The organism is Lihuaxuella thermophila (assembly GCF_900110165.1).
Classification (GTDB): domain Bacteria; phylum Bacillota; class Bacilli; order Thermoactinomycetales; family Thermoactinomycetaceae; genus Lihuaxuella; species Lihuaxuella thermophila.
Genome location: NZ_FOCQ01000001.1, coordinates 45,509 through 64,650 on the forward strand (window position 1 = coordinate 45,509; position 19,142 = coordinate 64,650).

The following is a 19,142-nucleotide window of genomic DNA, read 5'->3' on the forward strand; positions in this document are numbered from 1 at the left end:
AAGTTTGGTGGATGAATCAGTTTTGCAGCTCAAAATCAGTATAATGGGGATAGATGGGTACAAGGAGGGAGTCACCATCGAACGTGTCTTACTGCTTTCCATGGGCTTTGGTACGGGTCATAACGCCGCTGCAAAAGCTTTAAAAATTCATTTTGAACAACTGCCCGGAGTAAAAGCGGAGGCGGTGGACCTTTTGGAGTTGATTCCTAACACCTTTCATCCCCTTTTGCAATCCGGCTATCTCGGCATGTTGAATAAGTTTCCTTCATTTTATCATTATTTGTATGACTGGACTCATCAATCCCGTGTTGTCAGGTATGTATCCAGCGAGTTAATCGAGAAGATGGGTTGGAGCATTCGCAAAAAGTTAACCACTGTTTTTTCTGAAGTTGAGCCGACCCGAATCGTATCTACCCACCCTTTCGGACTCTTGATGTGCCCCTCCGGATGGGAGGATGTGCCCACTGTCGGTGTGTTGACCGACTATGAATTGCATCCCATTTGGCTGGCCCGGGCTCCTAAGGTACTCTGTGTACCGAAGTGTCTGCTCAGGCAAAATCAGTTGGAGCGGATTCAGTGGAGGACCGGCCTGGAATTGTGTGAAACCGGACTGCCGATCCGGCGGGAATTTTATGAATCTGTTTCGATGGAAGAGGCCCGCCTTCAGCTGGGTTTGGACTTGAAACGGCCTGTCGTCTTAATCATGGGCGGCGGCACGGGTCTGGGCCCTATGGAACATCTGGTCAAAGAGTTGTCCCCATTAAAGCACATCCAGTTTATCGTACTTACCGGAAACAACCGCAGCCTGTATGAACGATTGGAGAACAGGTATGCGTGCCCCCACATCCGCATCGAGGGATTTCGCGATGATATTCCGCTTTGGATGTCGGCAGCGGACCTGCTGGTCACCAAACCGGGCGGGGTTACGATTAGTGAAGCGATTGCCAAGCGGCTGCCCATGTTCTTGTTCGAAGCATTTCCCGGACAAGAGCAAGCCAATCAGGAATATTTAATTCATCATCGGGTGGCGGTGGCCACACGGCCGTCCACGATTCGCGTTCAAATCAGGAAATTTTTCTCGCCGGATTTCAAAAGGGAGAAAATTAGAGACCGTTTTCAGCCTCTGATGGCTCCCGATGCGGCCCGTCAGATTGTCAGCGAAACATTTAAAGCCAAAGTTCCCTTTATGCAGACTTTATGACGAGTCTGCATTCTTGTATATTTTTTGAAAGAGGAGGGATCGGCTTGAAACTGGTTACCTACATCATCCGGGCGGATGAGCTGAACATTCAGATGAATGAAAGCGCAGGAGCCCGCCTGGGTTGGTTGGCAGACTCGTATGTGGTGGACGCGGTGTTCGCCCAGCGCTGGCTGGAAGCCAACAGAGGGATCTCCTTTCCGCATTCGTTGCCGGCCGATATCTTGACTTTGTTGACCAGGGGAGCAACTGAGCTTCAGATGTTGAAAGAGGTGGGACGGCTTCTTCGAAATGAAGACCTTCCCCGCCTTCGTGTGGAGGGAGAGCCGGTGGCTGTCTTGCTCAGCGAGGTCCGATTGCTGGCTCCTGTTCCGATGCCGACCAGCGTCCGCGATTTTTACGCTTTTGAGCAACATGTGAAAACCTCCCGCCAAAGGCGCGGCCTGGAAATGATTCCGGAGTGGTACCAGATCCCCGTTTTTTATTTTTCCAACCACAGATCGATTGTCGGGCCGGAAGCGGCTGTCGCCAAACCTTCGTATACGGAATGGCTGGACTTCGAGCTGGAGGTTGCTTGTGTGATTGGAAAAAAAGGAAAAAATATACCGGCTGACCGTGCCTTGGAGTACATAGCGGGCTTTACCATCATGAACGATTGGAGCGCCCGCGATATGCAGCGGCAGGAGATGAAAGTGGGTTTGGGGCCGGCCAAGGGAAAAGATTTCGCTACCTCCTTAGGGCCGTATCTCGTTACCTTGGATGAGCTGGAGGACCGCCGAACCGGACACCATTGGGACTTGCAAATGACCGCGAAAGTCAACGGCAAACCACTCTCCAGCGGCAATATGAAGGATCTTTATTGGAGCTTCCCCCAGATGATCGAAAGGGCTTCACTCGAGTGTGAGCTGGTCCCCGGCGATGTGATCGGTTCAGGAACGGTTGGAACCGGCTGTATTCTGGAGCTTGGCCCCGAGGTGCACCGCTGGCTGCAACCGGGAGATGTCGTCGAACTGGAGATCGAGCGGTTGGGAGTGCTGAGCAACCGGATCGTAAAAAGCGAATCATCTCTGTTGCCCAAATAGTTCATCAGAAAGATTATTTTTTCTATTGACAAAAAACATTTGTTTGTCCATAATAGACTCTAAATATCTGACAACTGGATATCATTTGGGATTTTTTTATCGAGAGAGGCGGAGGGACTGGCCCGATGAAGCCCGGCAACCGGTTTGCCTTGCTCAGAGGCAAATGAGGTGCCAAATCCTGCAGTGCCGAGCACTGAGAGATAAGAAGGTCCGGAGTTTTGATCACCCTCTTCTTATCTGAAGAGGGTTTTTATTTATCCTGGGGAGGGAGAGCGATGGAACAAGTACAAGTGGCTTTGCTGGGTTTGGGAACCGTCGGGACAGGCGTATGGAAAATGCTGGTGAGCAACCAGGATGTGATCGCACGCCGCACCGGGAGGTTTTTCAATATTCAAACCATACTTGTGAGGGATCTGAAGAAAAAGAGAAAAGTCAGCGGGATCGAACACTTGTTGACCAACGACTTTGAAGATGTGATGAAGAAGGACGTGCAGGTCATCATCGAGGCCATGGGGGGCATTGAGCCGGCTCGCACGTACATAAAGCGGGCTATTGAAAAAGGTTGCCACGTGATCACAGCCAATAAGGAACTGATGGCGGTTCATGGGGTCGAGCTGGAGCGGCTGGCCGGGCAAAACGGTGTCCAGCTCTTTTATGAAGCGAGTGTGGGCGGCGGAATTCCCGTGATCGGAACGCTGCAGCATTTTTTAAAAGCCAACCGCATCCATAAGATTTCCGGTATACTCAATGGAACGACCAACTACATTCTGACACAGATGGATCTTTATCACCGCGATTTTTCCGAAGCCCTGAAAGACGCTCAGGAAAAGGGATACGCAGAAGCAGATCCAACCGCTGATGTGGAAGGCCATGATCCTGTCCGCAAATTGGCCATTCTCATCCGTCTGGTGTTTGATGTCCATATTCCCGTTGAAGAAATTCCCTGTAAAGGAATCACCGATGTGACGGCAGCTGAACTCCAGTGCGCCCGGTCGCTCGGATATGCGGTCAAATTGTTGGCCCAGGCGGAACAATACGGGGAAAACGGCCCCATCTCCTGTTCGGTGCATCCCACTCTGCTGCCTTTAAGCCACCCGTTAGCCAGTGTCCATGATGTGTACAATGCCATTCACATTGAAGGGGATCAGATTCAAGACCTCACGCTCGTCGGTCAGGGGGCGGGCGAGCAGCCGACGGCCAGTGCCGTGGTGGAAGACTTATGCAATCTCGAGCGGTTGCCATCAGCCAAATTGCTTCCATCTGTCGAGCCGCTTTTGTTTTCGGCCGGAGAAAACAGTTGTACCCGGTTTGTCTTCGTTCAAACGGATGAACCCCTGTCCGACCGGGAACTTCCCGCGTTGAAGGACAGATGGGAGGCCTTGGGTGTTTCGCTGAAACAGTGGCATTTATCGGTTGAAAACGGAGAATCCCGGTTGGGGCTGCTGGTCACAGGCTGGGAAAAAGCGTTGGAAGAAGTGGCCTTATCCAAACTCGGGGCAGAGATCAAGCGCTTGGTGATCCGGCCCGTGGTGACGGTGAACGCTTTGTCGGCCGGGGAAGAAGTGAAATCCGAAGTCGGCGTGGTGTCCAACTGATGGGATGAATCGCGAAGAGAAGTCACGACTCTCAGGAGGAGTGACTTCTCTAATTTTAAAAGTCATTCAGATTGCTCCAGCCATAGGCCACTTCTTGAAAGGTCTTCTTCCCGATCGTCAGCGGCTGTGTGGCAATCTCCTTTCCGCCCAGTGCTTCATAAAAGCGGCGGGCCGGATTTTCGGCGAGCACCCAGACCAGAGCGGATGTCATGCCCTGCTGTTTTAACTCACCCAGCACGGCGGAGGCCAACTTTTTGCCAATTCCCTGTCCCTGGTATTCCTGGAGCAGATAGATGGCATACAGTTCGCCATCATAGGGGTAATCGTCGGATCGTTCCTTTCCTCCGCTGGCAAAGCCGACAATGTTTCCTTCCGCATGTTCCGCTACATAGACAATGGAGCGGTGGGTCAAGATCCGGTTCCATAGCTCTACCCGCTCCCCGAGATCGAAGTTGTCCAACACCTCATCATCAACGATCCCGCGGTAGGTGGTTTGCCAGCTCTTGATATGCACCCGGGCGATTTCTTCCGCATCCGAGGGATTTGCTTTGCGAATCCGCATAAGATCTCTCCGTTTCATCAATGGTTTACTTTATAAATACGGAAGAAAAAGTTTTTTTCCTGCCGTGATCTCTTCTCTAACAAGGGGTAGATTTTTCGGGTACAATAACATGTAAGAGATGAAATTGAGAGGAACTTGTCAGATGTCAACAACCAAGCAGCGAAAAACAACGATCCATCTGCGGGAGGGTCAGGTGATCGAGCTTCCCATTCGCCGTCTCGGGATCAATGGGGAAGGAGTAGGGTTTTACCAAAAACAGGTGGTCTTTGTGGACGGCGCCATACCGGGAGAAGAAGTGGTGGCGCGGATTACGCAGATTGACCGCAAGTTTGCCAAAGCCCGGCTTCTGAAGATCAAAAAGCGGTCCGCATACCGGGTGAAGCCGCCTTGTCCTGTCTATCAGGAGTGCGGGGGATGCCAGCTTCAGCACATCGACCGCAGGTTGCAGCTGCGCCTGAAAAGGGAGCTGGTGGAAGAAGCATTTGCCCGCTATACCCGGCTCACCGAGATTCCGATCGAAAAAACGGTCAGCATGGATGAACCGTGGGCGTACCGGAACAAGGCCCAGCTTCCGCTCAGGAGAATCGGCTCCCGGGTGGCGATGGGCATGTTTTCGGCAAGGTCGCACCGGCTGGTGGATGTGAGCGGTTGTCTCGTCCAACATCCCCTGGTCAATGAAACCCTGCACACGGCCCGCGAAGTGGTGGAACAGCTGAAGATTTCCATTTATGATGAACGCAAGCACAACGGTGTGTTACGCCATCTCGTCGCCAGGGTTTCTTTTGCCGCCGAAGAAGTGCAACTGGTGATCGTGACGCGAACGGAGTCGTTTCCTGAAGAGAACGAGTTTGTGGAAAAGATCAGGGCTCGGTTGCCCAGGGTAAAAAGTGTGATCCTGAACCACAATCCGAACAAAACATCGCTGGTGTTCGGCGAGCACAGCCGCTTGCTGTGGGGAAAGGAAAAGCTGGCGGAAAAACTGGGCGACCTGACTTATCTTTTGTCGGCCCGGGCATTTTTTCAGCTTAACCCGGTACAGACCGTCAAGTTGTATGAAGAAGTGAGAAAAGCGGCGAGGCTGACCGGAAAAGAGACCGTGGTCGATGCCTATTGCGGAGTTGGGACCATCGGTTTATGGCTGGCCAGGGATGCGAAACGGGTGATCGGCATGGATACGGTTCCGGAAGCGATCGCCGATGCCAGGGAGAATGCCGCCCTCAACGGGATTAAACATGCCGAGTTTTATGTGGGTGAAGCAGAAGTGTTGCTCCCCCGCTGGGTGGAAGAGGGGCTGAAACCGGATGTGGTTGTGGCCGACCCGCCGCGCACCGGTCTGGGACAACCCTTGATCGACGCCTTGCTCAAAGTCAAAGTGCCGCGGTTTGTCTATGTTTCCTGCAATCCTTCCACACTGGCCAAAGATTGTGACCAGCTGTTGGAAGGAGGTTATCGCTTGCAGCGCGTCGTTCCTTTGGACATGTTCCCGCAAACGGCGCATGTGGAAACCGTCTGCGAGCTGGTCCGCAAGCCGCAATCATAAACACGGATGTCATCTCAAGAAACGGGAGCGAAGGAAACCATGTATTCCATTGATTGGAGAAAAGGTTGGCAGGCAGGGCTGAAAACATCATGGGAACTGGCCAAAGTCGTGTTTCCCGTCACCCTGTTGGTACAATTGGTCAAACATACCCCATTGATGGGCTGGATCACGCAGGGGTTGGCTCCGTTCATGTCATGGATCGGTTTACCCGGGGAAGCGGCGATTCCGTTGGTATTGGGAAACATACTCAATCTGTATGCGGGAATCGGGGCTGTGTTAACCCTCGATCTCACTGTCAAACAAGTATTTATCATCGCGTTGATGCTCAGTTTTTCACATAATCTGCTGATTGAATCCGCCTTGTGCAAAAGAGTGGGGGTAGCCACCTGGGTGGTGCTCCTGGTCCGGATGGGGCTGGCCGTCTTATCCGCGCTACTGATTCACTGGCTCTGGATCGGAGGAAATGAGCGGGCCGTATTCGCCGGAATCACTCCTCAAGAGTCGGAGCCGGCGGGTTGGTTCCAGATCGCGCAGGGAGCACTGGTAACGGCGGCTCAGGGGGTGATCACGCTGGTCGTGATTGTCATTCCGCTCATGATGTTGATTCAAATTCTCAAGGATTTGCGCTTTCTGGATTGGCTGTCGAAGGGGGTTGCTCCGCTGCTCCGTCCGTTTGGCATCGCTCCCCGCGGAGCGGTGACTCTGGCGAGCGGCTTGCTGGTCGGGCTGTTTTTTGGTGCCGGGATCATTATTCAACAGGCGGAAGAACAATCGTTTTCCAGGCGGGATATTCATCTGCTGATCATTTTTTTGGCGGCTTGTCATGCGGTGATTGAAGATACGCTCATCTTTGTGCCGCTGGGCATCCCGGTTCTCCATCTGTTATGGATTCGATTCCTGGCGGCGGTCATCGTCACACTCCTGGTGGCGCGCTTCTGGAAAACTCCCGCGGTGCAGCCGGTGGCCGCGGTGTCAGGTAAATAGGAATCCATCAAAATGAGAGGCAGGCGGAAAACCTGCCTCTCTTCTCGTTTCATGCGATGGATGATGATAAAATTTTGATTTGTGGTTCAATTAGCAGGAAATGGCTATCTTTTTATCGAAATAAATTTAATAAAAATAAAAATTTATTCTCATTCGAAATGGATTGAAAGAGAAATCCGTTGGATGGATTTCAGGATTGGACAACCTTCCTTTTTTATTATTCTCCATTAAAAAACGGAGGCATCTGAACCATTTTCTCGGAAAGGGTTGAATCTATGGAGTACATCTTTCGAACAATAAAACCATCTGACGCACCCCTTCTACAGGAATTTTTGTACCTGGCGATCTATGTACCGGAAGGAGAACAACCCCCGGCCAGAGAGATTGTGGAACGGCCTGAACTCAGCCGATACCTGGAAAATTGGGGCCAACCCGGAGATATCGGTTTTATTGCCGAATTGCGAAAAAACTCCCAACCGATCGGCGCCGCATGGTTCCGCCAATTCAGCAAGGAGAAACCGGGTTACGGGTTTGTCGCCGAAAATATCCCCGAATTATCCATCGCCGTATTGCCCGAATACCGCAGGCAAGGATTGGGAAGGGACCTCTTGACCCGCTTGATCCATCAAGCGAGACTGGAAGGATTCCCCGGCCTCTCCCTCAGCGTAAGCAAACAAAATCCGGCCATCCGCCTGTATGAACGGCTCGATTTTAAACCCGTCCGCGATTTGGGCGATACACAAGTGATGCAACGGGTATTTTGAACCGGAAAAGGTGTGGAGACGAAAAAACAGGGGAGAATTCTCCCTGGACTTGACCCCGATATTTGATCCCGATATCCAGCCTCGAAAGAGAGATACAACGAAAGATAGCCCAGTTTTTAGTTTTCAATCCATGTTGACTTTTTTTGAGCGTTTGCCCGTTTGACACGAGGCTGGATGTCAATTAAAATAGTTTCAAACATATGATACGGAAAGGAACGGTACTTCGAGCGATGGACAACTAATCCTACTTTACCGAAGCGAAATTTCAGTGGTTAGAAATTTGCTTTCCGGAGTAGGATTCGTATGCCCAAAATTCGAGGTGCTGTTTTTTTGTGCCCATTTGCCCGTTGATCCAGATCGCGGGATCATCGCGTTTTTTGGGTGCATTTTTTGGGATATGAATGCCTCTCTGGAATCAGGGAGGTTTTTTTATGTTTGTGTTAGAGGCATATCAGGTGAAAAAATGGCTGGGCGATCGCTTGCTTTTTTCAATGGACCGGTTGCAAGTGGAAACAGGGCAAAAAATCGGTGTTGTCGGGGTCAACGGAGCCGGCAAAACCACCTTGCTGCGGGTGCTGGCCGGGGAAGAGCCGGCTGATGAGGGGGACATTTGCCGCCGGGGGACGGTTGGCTGGATTCGCCAGTGGATGATCCGGACTCCCCGGAAAAAGATCCGATGCCAATGAGCGGGGGAGAGCGGACGAGGCAGAAAGTGATCAGCGCTTTGGCGGAGAAACCGGCCCTGCTCCTGGCCGATGAGCCGACCAGCCACCTGGACGCGGAGGCAGTCGAATGGCTGGAAAAAGAGCTGTCCCGTTACCCGGGAGCCCTCCTGCTGATTTCCCACGACCGCGCTTTATTGGATGCTGTATGCAGCAAAATCCTGGAGGTGGAAAACGGGCAAATCACCGTTTATCAGGGAAACTACAGCGATTACCGGCGGCAGAAGGAAGAGCAGTTGGAGCGTTCCCGGTTTGAGTATGAACAATATGTGGCGGAGAAAAAGAGGCTGACACAGGTGGTGATGGACAAAAAGCAAAAAGCCCGGTCCATGGAAAAGCCGCCAAAGGGGATGAGCCCGTCTGAAGCCAGGTTGATCTCCAATAAACAAAAAGCGAATTCCGCCAGGGCAAAGGTGGAAAAACAGGCCCGGGCGATCCAATCAAGGATCGAAAAGCTGCCCAAAAAGGAGAAGCCGGTCGAACTGCCGACGGTTCAATTCGATTTGGATGTCTATCGGCCGATTGAGGGAAAAAACGCTCTCCGGCTGGAACGCCTGAGCAAGCGTTTCGGGAAGAAAGAACTGTTTCATCAGCTTACCTGCACCATCCCATCCGGCAAGAAAGTAGCGGTCCTCGGCAAAAACGGGGCCGGAAAGTCCACTTTGCTGCAGATGATCGCTTCTCAGGCGGCAGGAGTTCATCAGGCTCCCTTGGCTAAAATCGGTTACTTTCACCAGCAGTTGGCCAATCTCGATGAAGAGCGTTCCATCCTCAATAATGTGCAGGGAAGCAGTCCCTATTCGGAAACCCTGATCCGTACCGTGCTCGCGCGTCTCCTGTTTCCCCGCGAAGCCGTATATAAGCCGGTCCGCGTTTTAAGCGGAGGGGAAAAGGTGAAAGTGGCGCTGGCCAAGGTGTTTTTGAGCGATGCCAACCTGCTCTTGCTGGATGAGCCGACCAATTTTTTGGATATCTTTACCCGTGAAGAACTGGAAAAGGTGCTGCGCGCTTATCCCGGAACCATCCTCTTTGCCTCGCACGACCGTTGGTTCATCCGGAAACTGGCTGATCATCTGCTCATTTTAAACGAGGGAACAGCCACCTATTTTACGGGGAACTATGACGAATATCTGGAAAGCCAACAACGAAAAGCCGCTCTTCCGAACAGGAACGAAAAGAGCGTCTGCTGTCTTTGGAAACGGAGCTGACTGAAATTCTCGGGCGTTTGTCCATGCCGCAAAAGGGGGATGATGTCGAGCGGTTGGAGCAGAGGTATCAGGAGTTGTTAAAAGAAATCAGGAGGTTGAGAAAGTAAAATCAGGCTCCCAAACGGGGGCATTTATTCATGGAAAGGACTTCGAGGATGGATCGCCGGTGCTTCTTGAATCATCCCGGTCCGGAGCGGATCTGTTTTTATGAACCCATTTTTTTCGGAAAGAGGAATAAATAAGACAATATTAGCATATTGTATAGTATACAGTATTGATTAAATGTAAACCGTATTTTAGAATAGGAGGTAAAGGAGGGGATGCGATTGAGCACAGAAGTGTTGGCGCTAACAGAAAAACAAATCAATCAAGCTTTTGAAGAGCGAAACATCCCCATGCTTGAAAAAGAAACGATCTTTATACTCAACAACCTGGCCTTTAACCTGGCCGAGAGATATTCCGATATTCTCCATTTAATCAAACCGATGCGGGTACGAATTCGGAAAGAGCCGGAATTTATCCTGAAAGAAGACTTTCTTTCCTCGCTGAAAAAGATGTTGTTTCTGACCGAACGCATTTTTCAGGAGCCCGTGGATTTCTCGGAGTTAAAACTGAGCGTGGATTCGTGGTTTTACGAGATCACATCGGATGGAACATTAGTCTTTCACTACAAACCCGATCACTTGCTCTCGATTACGGACGCGGCTGAACAACTCGGGGTTTCCAGAGCGATGATGTACAAATATATGGACCGGGGACTGGAAACGGTAGGGGAAAAGGGGAGCCAGAAGATTCCGAAGCATATGTTGGAAGCTTGGAAAAATCCTGCTTTGGCATTTCAAATGCAGTGGATTTACCAAGTGAAAAAATCCAGAACGCAAAGTGTCGAGGAAAAACTGGAGTCGATCAACAAACAGATTGCCGAGTATGAAAAAGAGTATCGGGGAACCTTCTATCAGCTGTTCGGCGGTTTGGATGATCATGAAATCGATGGCATGTCGGAAGCGGTAGATATTGCTGACTGGAAAGAGCTTGAGAAAGAGAAGCAAAGACTCCTTTCTCAGCTGAACGGGTGAGCAGATGGTCCAATATACCAAGTATGTCGCCCTGATCAACAAGTACAGCCCGTATATCGCCGCTCCCCCGCTACTTGATTTGGAATCGGATGCTGCCACCGGAGTCACAAAGGTGAGAATCAACCTTCAATTTATCCCTCATCCCGTCTACGGAAAGACCAAATTCCGCATAAGGGAGAGGTATGATTCCGGTGGCAACTTGTTTTTTTACCGGTATTGCTGGGAAATCAACAAAAGACCCACCGGTCATATCACGGCTTGGGAAAATGAACATAATCACGGACTTCCCACCGATCCGCACCACCATCATCATGTCCCGTTTGACCGGAAACAAGTTCAGGCGAACCCGAATGTCAGATCTTTGGAGGACGCATTCAACGCAATCATTCCTTACATCATTTCAGGAAAAGCTTATCCGTAGACGACGCAGCCCGCGGGAAAGTCCGCTCTTGTGTGGAATGGAAAAAGACAGGCGAAAAAGACCTGTCTTTTTTGTTTCTATGTTATGCTGAGCGTGTTTGGGTTTCCTGCTGCATGTAGCTGCCCCTGCCGGGAATGGACAGTGTCTTCAGGGCCATTAGCCACCCTGTCAGAGAAAGAAGATGACGGCCGTGGTTCATCAACATCCATTGGGACAGCACGGCATCCACCTCTGCTTGTGACAGGCCTTCAGCGCCCATCAGTCCGGCCATTGTGGGAATGAAGTACGAAAATGTTGCCAGCCGTTCGGCGATGACGACCACCACTGCTGCCAGGTACCAGCCACGTCTCGGCCCCCGCGTTTTCCAGGCGGCGACCGCATTGGCTATAGTGAGCAGGGTGAGCGGCACCGTCGTCACATAGACCCAGAACAAAAGCCCCGTGTTTGGCCATGTTTCCGGAGGAGTGCCCGCCCATTCAGGAACGACTACCCTGCTCTCGTAAAGCCCTGCGCCGAACGCAATGCCAAGATTAATGACAAACAGCCACAGCAACGCTTCCTTCAGTCTCCTCATTGATAGACCCCCTTCGTACCAATATTCAGAAATGACTTCACATATATAACTTATCAAACATGAACAATCCTACCATCCTACTTCGGAAGGATTGTTATCTGAGACTCAGGTCTGAGGGGAATTGCCCGAGGTCATGCGCAAGATCATTTCAAAAGCGATAGTCTGATTTGAATGAAAAACAAGAAGGTTTTCCTGTCTCTGTAATTTTCTGTAGTAAATGAAAGGAACAATATTTATCGAATAGATAAAAGAGGGGGAATGATTAACTTTCAGCAAAGGGAAGATCGAAAATGATAAAAATGGATAAAGACTCCATTGAGATCAATTTAAACAAGAAGACTCAAGAAGACCCTCCCAAGAAGCTCTATTACATCTTTCCTAAGGACGATCCACAATCCTTTATTGAATTTACCACAGGCAGAAACGATCTCCATCATATTGAGGATGTGGATACTCATATTCTCGTGCAATTAGAAGAGTATGAAGATGAATATTCGGGGAAGGGAGAAGCTCGGTTCTTCTCTTTTGATGAACGAGAGGAGATGGAAGAATGGATTCGTGAAAGAGAGGAGAAGGGGGTTCTCCGTTTTGAAGTCCAAGGTGGAATGCTTCTTTTTGCTTGGGATTTTTCTGATGAGGTTGAAGAGAAACAGGATTGGATTCCTCTTCTTGTTATCATGTTCTTTCTTCTCTCACCTGTCTGGTTCATTGCAGCCGTGATCTTTGCGTATCTATACTTTTTCTAACTCCAAATGAGGAATGTTTAAAGCAAAAAAGTCCCCGGGTGTGGGGACTTTTTTGCTGAGCTCTGCGTGGCTGAAGACCTTGGCCTGTCTAGAAGGTCGCATGAAGAAGCTGAAAGACGAAAACAAGCAGTTGAGGAACGCTTTTTATCTCGTCCGGAATAAAAAGGACTATCCCTTTGCAATAACAATATATAACAATATAATCAAAAACGATATTTATTTATTGTAAAACGATAAAATATGTGCTAAAGTCAAATTGAAAATCAATCAGTGGGGTGCTTTTTATGAAACGGGAACAAGGTTCAACTCTCTTCTTGAAGGCAGTGATTATACTGATTGGAATTGCGGTACTTTCTTTATGCATATGGTTGCCTGTGGGAGCCCGCGAAGCTGCGGATTCGAAGACAGAGTATGCTTACTTGCAATATATCCTTTTACTCTTGTATGTAACGGCGATCCCTTTTTACTTTGCTCTGTATCAGGCTTTCAAACTATTGCAGTATATTGACAGGAACGAAGCGTTCTCGGAGATGTCTGTAAAGGCGTTGAAGACGATCAAACACTGTGCGTTTGCCATCAGTATCCTGTATGTGGCAGGCTTGCCGCTCTTTTATTTCGTGGCGGAGAAAGACGACGCTCCGGGGGTTCTGGCACTCGCATTGGTCATTATTTTTGCTTCCATTGTGATTTCAACCTGTGTGGCTGTTCTTCAAAAACTATTAAAAAATGCCATCGATATAAAATCAGAAAATGATTTAACGATCTGAGGTGAATCACGTGGCAATCATTATCAATCTTGATGTGATGCTGGCCAAAAGGAAAATGAGCGTCACCGAGCTCTCAGAGAGGGTCGGAATCACGATGGCCAATATCTCCATTTTGAAAAACGGGAAGGCCAAAGCCATTCGATTATCCACTTTGGATCGGATTTGCAAGGTTTTGGAATGTCAGCCCGGAGATATTTTGGAATACCGAAGTGAGGAAGACACCTGAGATGAAGAAAGCAGGAATCTTGGGGGCAGAAATCATGAGAGCACTACAACAACTCGTTCGTTTTGGTTGGGAGCAGGCCCTGTCATGCTTGTTCCCCGCCGTCATTTTCGCCTCTTTGGCTATTACACAAAACATGCCGTTTCCCTTCCTGCCACGGTATGACTGGCTGCTCATCATCTGCCTTCTGATGCAGTGGTGGATGGTGCGTTCCGGGCTTGAAACACGGGATGAATTAAAGGTGATCACCTTATTCCACCTGATCGGACTGGCGCTTGAAATTTTCAAGGTACACATGGGTTCCTGGTCTTATCCGGAGGAAGGATATTTCAAAATTTTCGGCGTACCTTTGTATAGCGGATTCATGTACGCAAGTGTGGCGAGTTATCTTTGCCAGGCGTGGAGGAGGCTGAAGGTCGAACTGGTCCATTGGCCGCCGTTTTGGGCAGTGGTGCCTCTGGCAACCGCGATTTATTTGAATTTTTTCACCCACCATTTTTGGGTTGACGTTCGTTGGTGGTTGACCGGACTTGTCATGATCGTCTTTTGGCCATCATGGGTCACATACGAGGTAGGGGGAACCCGTTACCGGATGCCGCTCGCACTTTCTTTTGTGCTCATCGGATTTTTCATATGGATCGCCGAAAATATCGCAACATTCTTTGGAGCCTGGGAATATCCCAACCAAACCGAGGCATGGAGTCTCGTTCATCCGGGAAAGGTGAGTTCATGGTTCTTATTGGTGATTGTCAGCTTTCTTATCGTAGCGACGTTAAAGCAGGTGAAGGGAAAAATTCCGCCTGGGGAGTCCCCGCTGGGATTCATCTCGAATGGGAAAGGCAACGACGATTTTGCATCGTATGCAGATAAGAAAAGCGTGGAAACAAAAAACTGATTAGAGGGCCACTGGCAGCCGCAGCTCTAGTGGAGAGCGAAGCGTGTGGGCCAGTCCAATCGTGGGCACGAAACGGATGTCATAATGGGCTAACAGGGTAAGCGTTGCGATATGAGCCTGCAAACGGAGATCAACAAAAAAAGGAGAATTGACCATGTCCTCCGGGTTTACAACAAATAATAACCCTGCTGAACCGATTTCAGACCGTGAGATCGTCAATACTCGCATCTTCAATGTGTCGCGTGAACTCTTGTTCAATGCTTTCAGCGATCCGGATCACCTGATGCATTGGTGGGGACCTGAAGGCTTTACGAACACGTTTCATGAGTTCGATCTCCGGCCGGATGGCATTTGGCGCTATGTCATGCACGCTCCCAACGGCGTCGACTACGAGAATAAAAGCGTCTTTGTCAAGGTCGTGAAACCTGAACGGATTGTCCTCCGTCATCTGGAGCCGGTCCACGAGTTTCTGCTGACCGTCACCTTCAGTGAGTTTGAAGGAAAGACCGAGCTCAACTGGCGCATGCTCTTCGAATCGGCCGCTGAATGTAACAGGGTGAAAAAGTTCGTCACCGAGGCCAACGAACAGAACTTGGATCGCCTTGAGGCCCAACTGGCGAAAATGGTCTGACACCTTTCATTCCTTCTGGAAGACACCCAGTGTACCGAACCGGTAAGGGGATGTAAGTCTGACTCTTTTATGAGGAACCAAAAGAATGAAATGATGATAAAGGGATGAAATCCACAGTAATGTTATTTTTACTGTGGATTTTTTCATTGGAAATTAAATCTGATTCATGATTTCAGATCGATTAATTTTTTTATGGTTGCCCGCTGCTGAATAATGTTCGAGCAAATACCGCTTTAGATGCTCTGCCCATCTTTCTTGGTACCCATCCACTTTTTTGATTTTCTCCATAAACCGGTCAATGGATTGATCACTTTCCATTTCCAGGACTTGCGGAAGATACTTTGACTTTTCGCATTGATAAGCTTGCCAGATCGCATAACATACGGCATCAATGATACAAAACAAGATGAGCTTGTTTTGGGGATTGTCTTGTATTTCACCATATCCTTCAATCAAAACCAACGCATCATCTTCATCATCGAACCTCTCATAAAGTTCGTCTCCACTGTGCTTTTTCTCTTCCACCCATTCCCAGCACATGTCTATCATTCTTCTGACCAGGTGGTACCACTCATAGTTTCTTGTTTTCTCCGTGATTTTTTCTGTCAAGGTTAATACATAAGCTACTTTGGCATCTGTATTTACATTGATATACCACTCCATACGCAAACCCCTTTACTGATGATTTTATTCATATTTTTTATCATTTTTTCACGATTCGCATCCCAACAGTCAATACATTTTTTATATTTTCATTCCCTTTTAAAAATAAATTTTTTATGAAAAACATCATTTTATCTTTCCTCTATTTACCGCTTGACTTAATATAGTTGTATTCCCAAATACAAGACGGATGGTGAAGGGTTATACGAATAAGCATATCCTGCCAACTGTTGAGAGAATTTCAATAAAAATGGGAGTGTTTTTCGTGCTTCCATTGGCTGATGGTTGAAAACGAATCACAATTTTCAGGGGAGGTGAGACTCAAGCATGGTTTTTTCACGAAAACAAATCCTGATCTGTGTTGGAATCCTGACGGGATTGGTTGTTCTCTATATGATCTGGAATTCTTTTTATGCTTTTTATCAAGCGGAAGGAAAAAGTATGGAACCTGCATTGAAAGAGCATGAGATTTATCTCGTTGATAAGACTCCTGAAACCATTCAACGGGGAGACATCATTGTTTTTCGTTCTCCCAAGCATCGCTACGACTTCATTAAACGGGTGATTGCCCTGCCAAACGAAACAATCGAAATAAAAGACAACCGGGTGTACATCAATGGCCAGCTCCTGCATGAACCCTACCTTTCCCGATTTCCTGATATTCAAGATGTTGGCCCGGTCACTGTACCCGACAATCATTACTATGTTTTGGGCGATGAACGTGTTTCCAGTTTTGATAGCCGACATATGGGAGCCATTCCATATGAGCAAATCATTGGGATTCTTCAACCATAGAAAGGTGTGGAAAGATGATCGAACTTTTGAAAGGGTATTGGCTTCGGTTTTGGCGTGAACCACGTGCTGCGATTCGTGATGCAATGAATGAAACGACTCCCTCCCTCACCATCGTGCTTGTTTCCTTATTCGGCATCACTTACTTTATCGAGCAAGCATCGAACCGGAATATGGGAGATACCACTTCAGTCGGTGCCATCTTGATCCTTGCCCTGATTCTCGGTCCCATCTTGGGTGCCATTGGATGGTTTTTGCTCAGTCTTTGTACATACGGCATGGCCCGTCTTTTAGGAGGTCAGGCGACCTTTCAAGAAACACGGATCGCCACAACCTGGGCAACCATTCCTTACACATCCAAATGGGTGTTGCTGCTTCCCGAACTGCTCATTTTCCGGGAAGAGCTCTTTACCTCACAAACCCCGATCATGGATCAATCGATGTTCTTGCTTCTTCTTTTCTTCATTCTGGGATTATTGAATATCGCCATGACCGTCATCTATTTTGTGATCTTTTCCAAGATCGTTGGAGAAGTGCATGAGTTTTCAGCCTGGAGAGGATTTTCTTCCATTGTTCTCATTCCGGTTGCACTGGTTGTGTTGATGATCGTGATTGCATTGGTCATTTCGTAATCTGAGAACAAAGGGGAAGAAGCTGTGCCATATTGGAAAACCATCATCAACCATTTGAGCAGGATCTGGTTCTCAAGGCGAGGAAGTTCTACTCTGGAATATGTCATGGTTCTGGCAGCAGGGGCTCTTCTGGCGAGTTTGTTGTTGGTTGCCGTTACGGATGCACAGGTAAAGGAAGAGCTGAAAGAAAAGGTTGTTCAAGCACTGTCGGGGAATGCAGGGCAAGTGGATGCCCCGAAAGAAAGCGAGCCTCCAAGTCCGACTGATCCGAAAATCGAAACGCCTCCAACCTCCAACTCGAACACCCCGAATTATACGCAGACGCACATTGTAGATGACACCGGAGAAAAGAAAGACGGCGGCGGGTTTGTAGGCTGGCTCAAAGAGAAAGGAAACGGAGTTCTCAATTGGCTGGGGAAGCAAAAAGATCAAATTTGGAACGATGACCTAAAACGGGCGTACAACGACCCGCTCGGCTATTTGTCCGATGTAATCGGTGCTGAGGACATAAAATATACCTGGAACAAAATGACGAGCGATCCTCTCGGTTATCTGAAGGATTCTTGGAATAATGCAAAAGAGCAATTCAAAGCCATTGCCGATAACCCCTGGACATTGCTCTTCGATCAAGAGCAGTTCATGGAAGGGTTAAACGGCAAAGACAAAGATGGAAAAAGCATTCCTATAGCAAACCGTGTCTATAAAATCGCCGAAAGCTTACCGCTTCCGACCAAATTACTCAAGATCGGCACAATCGGGAAAAATATTCTTGTTCATAAAGGTTGTACTTGTGAAATTGCTGATAATACTTCGTCCCAGGGGGGCGGTGCAGGTACAAAAGCCAGCGGTCGGGATGGTGCAAAAGTTTACACAGCCCAAGGTTATGTTGCTTTAGTGAGTAACCGTACCCAGTTAGTTGGGCATTATAAAGAAGGTACACAGGCATCCATTATATTACGTAACGAACTCAAATTAGCAGGTGTTGAGCCTCCGCCATATCCAAATGCTGCACATCATATTGTTCCTTGGAATGATCGAAGAGCTAGACGGGCTCAACAATTATTAGAGCAGTTCGGTATTGATCCAAACTCGGCAGCTAACGGTGTCTATTTGCCCTGTAAAAAGAAAGATTGTAACAAGCCGGAGACGACATATATAGGTGATGAAACCCCTCATATAGGGAATCATGGTCTAGAATATATTGAATATGTGACGGAGAAGTTAGAAGAAGTAAAAGTAAATGGAGGAACAACTTTAGATGCTGTAAAAGTATTAAACAACATTCGAGGTAAATTGTTAAATGGTTCATTATCATTGAATTGAAGAAATAGTATATATTATGAGGTTGATAATGGTGGGATGATCATGAAAGTATGGCAATTAAAAAGTTCGTTAAATGGTTTTGAAACATTGGGGTATAGAGATTTTGACCGTGACTCTAAATTGAATGATCTACTAATTCAGATCACACCTATCGCAGATAAATGGGATTTTGTGGAAATATGTACAATCGATGAAGGTAAGGAAAGTGATTGTCCTCATTTTTGGGACTGTCCTATTCCTGTTTTTAGTGAAAAAGCTGTCCGTGTTTTGAGTAGTTTTTTAAAAGGAAGGGCAGAAGCATTGCCGCTTCATCATAGTCAAAAGAGTTTTTATGGGATGCACGTGATTAATGTCATTGATGCTATTGATTATGATCGCGCGGTTATTGAACAGTTGGAAACAGGGCTTCGTGTTGGTTTTGAAAAATACGCGTTTATTCAAGAGAAAATTGCAGGAGAACATATTTTCCGTATATATTTGGATGATCGAGTGCAGTGGAAGGTATTTGTATCTGATGAGTTTAAAAAAGCCGTCGAGTCTAATGGACTGGCTGGATTTAATTTTATTGAGGTTTGGGATTCAGAAAATGTGGCCCGTTAATTGTTCTTCAAAAAATGTTCAATAAAAATAGGCGATCTGAAGCAAGAATGGGGCTAATCTTTAGGACGAACCAGGCTTCTAACAAACCTTCTAACGTACCGTCTTCTCTTGGATTTATTTCGATTAACTGAGGTTGGCTGAACG

22 protein-coding genes and 1 riboswitch are annotated in these 19,142 nt (G+C 48.1%); of the genes, 19 read left to right on the forward strand and 3 right to left on the reverse strand.

What is annotated here, in order from left to right; all coding sequences use genetic code 11:
- Positions 1-22: 22 nt before the first annotated feature.
- The 3 genes from BMW55_RS00275 to BMW55_RS00285 all read left to right on the forward strand — a co-directional run bounded on the left by BMW55_RS00275 (position 23) and on the right by BMW55_RS00285 (position 3,875).
- Positions 23-1,201, forward strand: coding sequence for an MGDG synthase family glycosyltransferase (locus BMW55_RS00275; RefSeq protein ID WP_089964372.1), 1,179 nt, complete (start codon positions 23-25; stop codon positions 1,199-1,201).
- A 44-nt stretch (positions 1,202-1,245) separates the two neighbouring features.
- Positions 1,246-2,280 (forward strand): fumarylacetoacetate hydrolase family protein, encoded by a 1,035-nt coding sequence (locus BMW55_RS00280; RefSeq protein WP_425283801.1) that lies wholly within the window; start codon positions 1,246-1,248, stop codon positions 2,278-2,280.
- Positions 2,281-2,373: 93 nt separating this feature from the next.
- A riboswitch (SAM riboswitch) is annotated at positions 2,374-2,487 on the forward strand.
- Between the two features lie 68 nt (positions 2,488-2,555).
- Entirely contained in the window at positions 2,556-3,875 is a 1,320-nt protein-coding gene (locus BMW55_RS00285) for a homoserine dehydrogenase (RefSeq protein WP_089964373.1), read from the forward strand.
- Between the two features lie 55 nt (positions 3,876-3,930).
- Here the strand turns inward: BMW55_RS00285 and BMW55_RS00290 are convergent, their stop codons facing one another.
- Positions 3,931-4,437: a GNAT family N-acetyltransferase gene (locus BMW55_RS00290; RefSeq protein WP_089964374.1), complete on the reverse strand. Its 507-nt coding sequence runs from the start codon at positions 4,435-4,437 to the stop codon at positions 3,931-3,933.
- Between the two features lie 142 nt (positions 4,438-4,579).
- Here BMW55_RS00290 and rlmD point away from each other — a divergent pair, with 142 nt between their 5' ends.
- From rlmD to BMW55_RS00325, 7 genes are all read left to right on the forward strand, one after another.
- The gene (gene rlmD, locus BMW55_RS00295) at positions 4,580-5,977 is read left to right on the forward strand and encodes a 23S rRNA (uracil(1939)-C(5))-methyltransferase RlmD (protein ID WP_089964375.1); all 1,398 of its coding nucleotides are present in this window, start codon (positions 4,580-4,582) and stop codon (positions 5,975-5,977) included.
- A 39-nt stretch (positions 5,978-6,016) separates the two neighbouring features.
- Positions 6,017-6,961 carry a nucleoside recognition domain-containing protein gene (locus tag BMW55_RS00300; RefSeq protein WP_089964376.1) on the forward strand — a complete coding sequence of 315 codons (945 nt, stop codon included), beginning with the start codon at positions 6,017-6,019 and terminating at the stop codon, positions 6,959-6,961.
- A gap of 275 nt (positions 6,962-7,236) precedes the next feature.
- The gene (locus BMW55_RS00305) at positions 7,237-7,725 is read left to right on the forward strand and encodes a GNAT family N-acetyltransferase (protein WP_089964377.1); all 489 of its coding nucleotides are present in this window, start codon (positions 7,237-7,239) and stop codon (positions 7,723-7,725) included.
- Between the two features lie 431 nt (positions 7,726-8,156).
- A complete protein-coding gene (locus tag BMW55_RS00310) occupies positions 8,157-8,411 on the forward strand; it encodes an ATP-binding cassette domain-containing protein (protein ID WP_170839646.1) in 255 nt (84 codons plus the stop codon).
- On the forward strand, positions 8,336-9,655 hold the full coding sequence (abc-f, locus tag BMW55_RS00315) for a ribosomal protection-like ABC-F family protein (RefSeq protein ID WP_139179402.1): 1,320 nt from the start codon (positions 8,336-8,338) through the stop codon (positions 9,653-9,655). The genes BMW55_RS00310 and abc-f overlap by 76 nt, the downstream gene beginning before the upstream one ends.
- Positions 9,656-9,975: 320 nt before the next feature.
- A complete protein-coding gene (locus tag BMW55_RS00320) occupies positions 9,976-10,731 on the forward strand; it encodes a helix-turn-helix domain-containing protein (RefSeq protein WP_170839647.1) in 756 nt (251 codons plus the stop codon).
- Between the two features lie 4 nt (positions 10,732-10,735).
- Entirely contained in the window at positions 10,736-11,152 is a 417-nt protein-coding gene (locus BMW55_RS00325) for a toxin-antitoxin system TumE family protein (RefSeq protein ID WP_089964381.1), read from the forward strand.
- Between the two features lie 82 nt (positions 11,153-11,234).
- Here the strand turns inward: BMW55_RS00325 and BMW55_RS00330 are convergent, their stop codons facing one another.
- Positions 11,235-11,726: a DUF1772 domain-containing protein gene (locus BMW55_RS00330; protein ID WP_089964382.1), complete on the reverse strand. Its 492-nt coding sequence runs from the start codon at positions 11,724-11,726 to the stop codon at positions 11,235-11,237.
- A gap of 290 nt (positions 11,727-12,016) precedes the next feature.
- Here BMW55_RS00330 and BMW55_RS00335 point away from each other — a divergent pair, with 290 nt between their 5' ends.
- From BMW55_RS00335 to BMW55_RS00360, 5 genes are all read left to right on the forward strand, one after another.
- Complete coding sequence (locus tag BMW55_RS00335; protein ID WP_089964383.1) at positions 12,017-12,472, forward strand: hypothetical protein; 456 nt, start codon at positions 12,017-12,019, stop codon at positions 12,470-12,472.
- Positions 12,473-12,756: 284 nt separating this feature from the next.
- Positions 12,757-13,239, forward strand: a complete 483-nt coding sequence (locus BMW55_RS00345; protein WP_089964385.1) for a DUF2975 domain-containing protein — start codon at positions 12,757-12,759, stop codon at positions 13,237-13,239.
- A 10-nt stretch (positions 13,240-13,249) separates the two neighbouring features.
- Positions 13,250-13,465: a helix-turn-helix domain-containing protein gene (locus BMW55_RS00350; RefSeq protein WP_089964386.1), complete on the forward strand. Its 216-nt coding sequence runs from the start codon at positions 13,250-13,252 to the stop codon at positions 13,463-13,465.
- A gap of 34 nt (positions 13,466-13,499) precedes the next feature.
- Positions 13,500-14,357, forward strand: coding sequence for a DUF817 domain-containing protein (locus BMW55_RS00355; RefSeq protein WP_244527403.1), 858 nt, complete (start codon positions 13,500-13,502; stop codon positions 14,355-14,357).
- Positions 14,358-14,511: 154 nt separating this feature from the next.
- Complete coding sequence (locus BMW55_RS00360; protein WP_089964387.1) at positions 14,512-14,988, forward strand: SRPBCC family protein; 477 nt, start codon at positions 14,512-14,514, stop codon at positions 14,986-14,988.
- A 153-nt stretch (positions 14,989-15,141) separates the two neighbouring features.
- Here the strand turns inward: BMW55_RS00360 and BMW55_RS00365 are convergent, their stop codons facing one another.
- A complete protein-coding gene (locus BMW55_RS00365; protein WP_089964388.1) occupies positions 15,142-15,651 on the reverse strand; it encodes an Imm6 family immunity protein in 510 nt (169 codons plus the stop codon).
- Between the two features lie 327 nt (positions 15,652-15,978).
- Between BMW55_RS00365 and lepB the strand changes: the two genes are divergently transcribed.
- Genes lepB through BMW55_RS00385 form a run of 4 tightly spaced genes read left to right on the forward strand, consistent with a single transcriptional unit; the run spans position 15,979 to position 18,998 of the window.
- Positions 15,979-16,446 carry a signal peptidase I gene (gene lepB / locus BMW55_RS00370; protein ID WP_089964389.1) on the forward strand — a complete coding sequence of 156 codons (468 nt, stop codon included), beginning with the start codon at positions 15,979-15,981 and terminating at the stop codon, positions 16,444-16,446.
- A gap of 14 nt (positions 16,447-16,460) precedes the next feature.
- Positions 16,461-17,075: a YIP1 family protein gene (locus BMW55_RS00375; RefSeq protein ID WP_089964390.1), complete on the forward strand. Its 615-nt coding sequence runs from the start codon at positions 16,461-16,463 to the stop codon at positions 17,073-17,075.
- A gap of 24 nt (positions 17,076-17,099) precedes the next feature.
- Entirely contained in the window at positions 17,100-18,398 is a 1,299-nt protein-coding gene (locus BMW55_RS00380) for an AHH domain-containing protein (RefSeq protein WP_244527385.1), read from the forward strand.
- Positions 18,399-18,440: 42 nt separating this feature from the next.
- Complete coding sequence (locus BMW55_RS00385; RefSeq protein WP_089964391.1) at positions 18,441-18,998, forward strand: imm11 family protein; 558 nt, start codon at positions 18,441-18,443, stop codon at positions 18,996-18,998.
- Positions 18,999-19,142: the final 144 nt, after the last annotated feature.

Coding starts and splice junctions, on each gene's coding strand:
- BMW55_RS00355 (WP_244527403.1), top strand. CDS start 13,500: ATGAGAGCACTACAACAACTCGTTCGTTTTGGTTGGGAGCAGGCCCTG.
- BMW55_RS00330 (WP_089964382.1), bottom strand. CDS start 11,726: ATGAGGAGACTGAAGGAAGCGTTGCTGTGGCTGTTTGTCATTAATCTT.
- BMW55_RS00300 (WP_089964376.1), top strand. CDS start 6,017: ATGTATTCCATTGATTGGAGAAAAGGTTGGCAGGCAGGGCTGAAAACA.
- BMW55_RS00385 (WP_089964391.1), top strand. CDS start 18,441: ATGAAAGTATGGCAATTAAAAAGTTCGTTAAATGGTTTTGAAACATTG.
- lepB (WP_089964389.1), top strand. CDS start 15,979: ATGGTTTTTTCACGAAAACAAATCCTGATCTGTGTTGGAATCCTGACG.
- BMW55_RS00360 (WP_089964387.1), top strand. CDS start 14,512: ATGTCCTCCGGGTTTACAACAAATAATAACCCTGCTGAACCGATTTCA.
- BMW55_RS00345 (WP_089964385.1), top strand. CDS start 12,757: ATGAAACGGGAACAAGGTTCAACTCTCTTCTTGAAGGCAGTGATTATA.
- BMW55_RS00335 (WP_089964383.1), top strand. CDS start 12,017: ATGATAAAAATGGATAAAGACTCCATTGAGATCAATTTAAACAAGAAG.
- rlmD (WP_089964375.1), top strand. CDS start 4,580: ATGTCAACAACCAAGCAGCGAAAAACAACGATCCATCTGCGGGAGGGT.
- BMW55_RS00310 (WP_170839646.1), top strand. CDS start 8,157: ATGTTTGTGTTAGAGGCATATCAGGTGAAAAAATGGCTGGGCGATCGC.
- BMW55_RS00365 (WP_089964388.1), bottom strand. CDS start 15,651: ATGGAGTGGTATATCAATGTAAATACAGATGCCAAAGTAGCTTATGTA.
- BMW55_RS00305 (WP_089964377.1), top strand. CDS start 7,237: ATGGAGTACATCTTTCGAACAATAAAACCATCTGACGCACCCCTTCTA.
- BMW55_RS00290 (WP_089964374.1), bottom strand. CDS start 4,437: ATGCGGATTCGCAAAGCAAATCCCTCGGATGCGGAAGAAATCGCCCGG.
- BMW55_RS00325 (WP_089964381.1), top strand. CDS start 10,736: ATGGTCCAATATACCAAGTATGTCGCCCTGATCAACAAGTACAGCCCG.
- BMW55_RS00320 (WP_170839647.1), top strand. CDS start 9,976: ATGCGATTGAGCACAGAAGTGTTGGCGCTAACAGAAAAACAAATCAAT.
- BMW55_RS00375 (WP_089964390.1), top strand. CDS start 16,461: ATGATCGAACTTTTGAAAGGGTATTGGCTTCGGTTTTGGCGTGAACCA.
- BMW55_RS00285 (WP_089964373.1), top strand. CDS start 2,556: ATGGAACAAGTACAAGTGGCTTTGCTGGGTTTGGGAACCGTCGGGACA.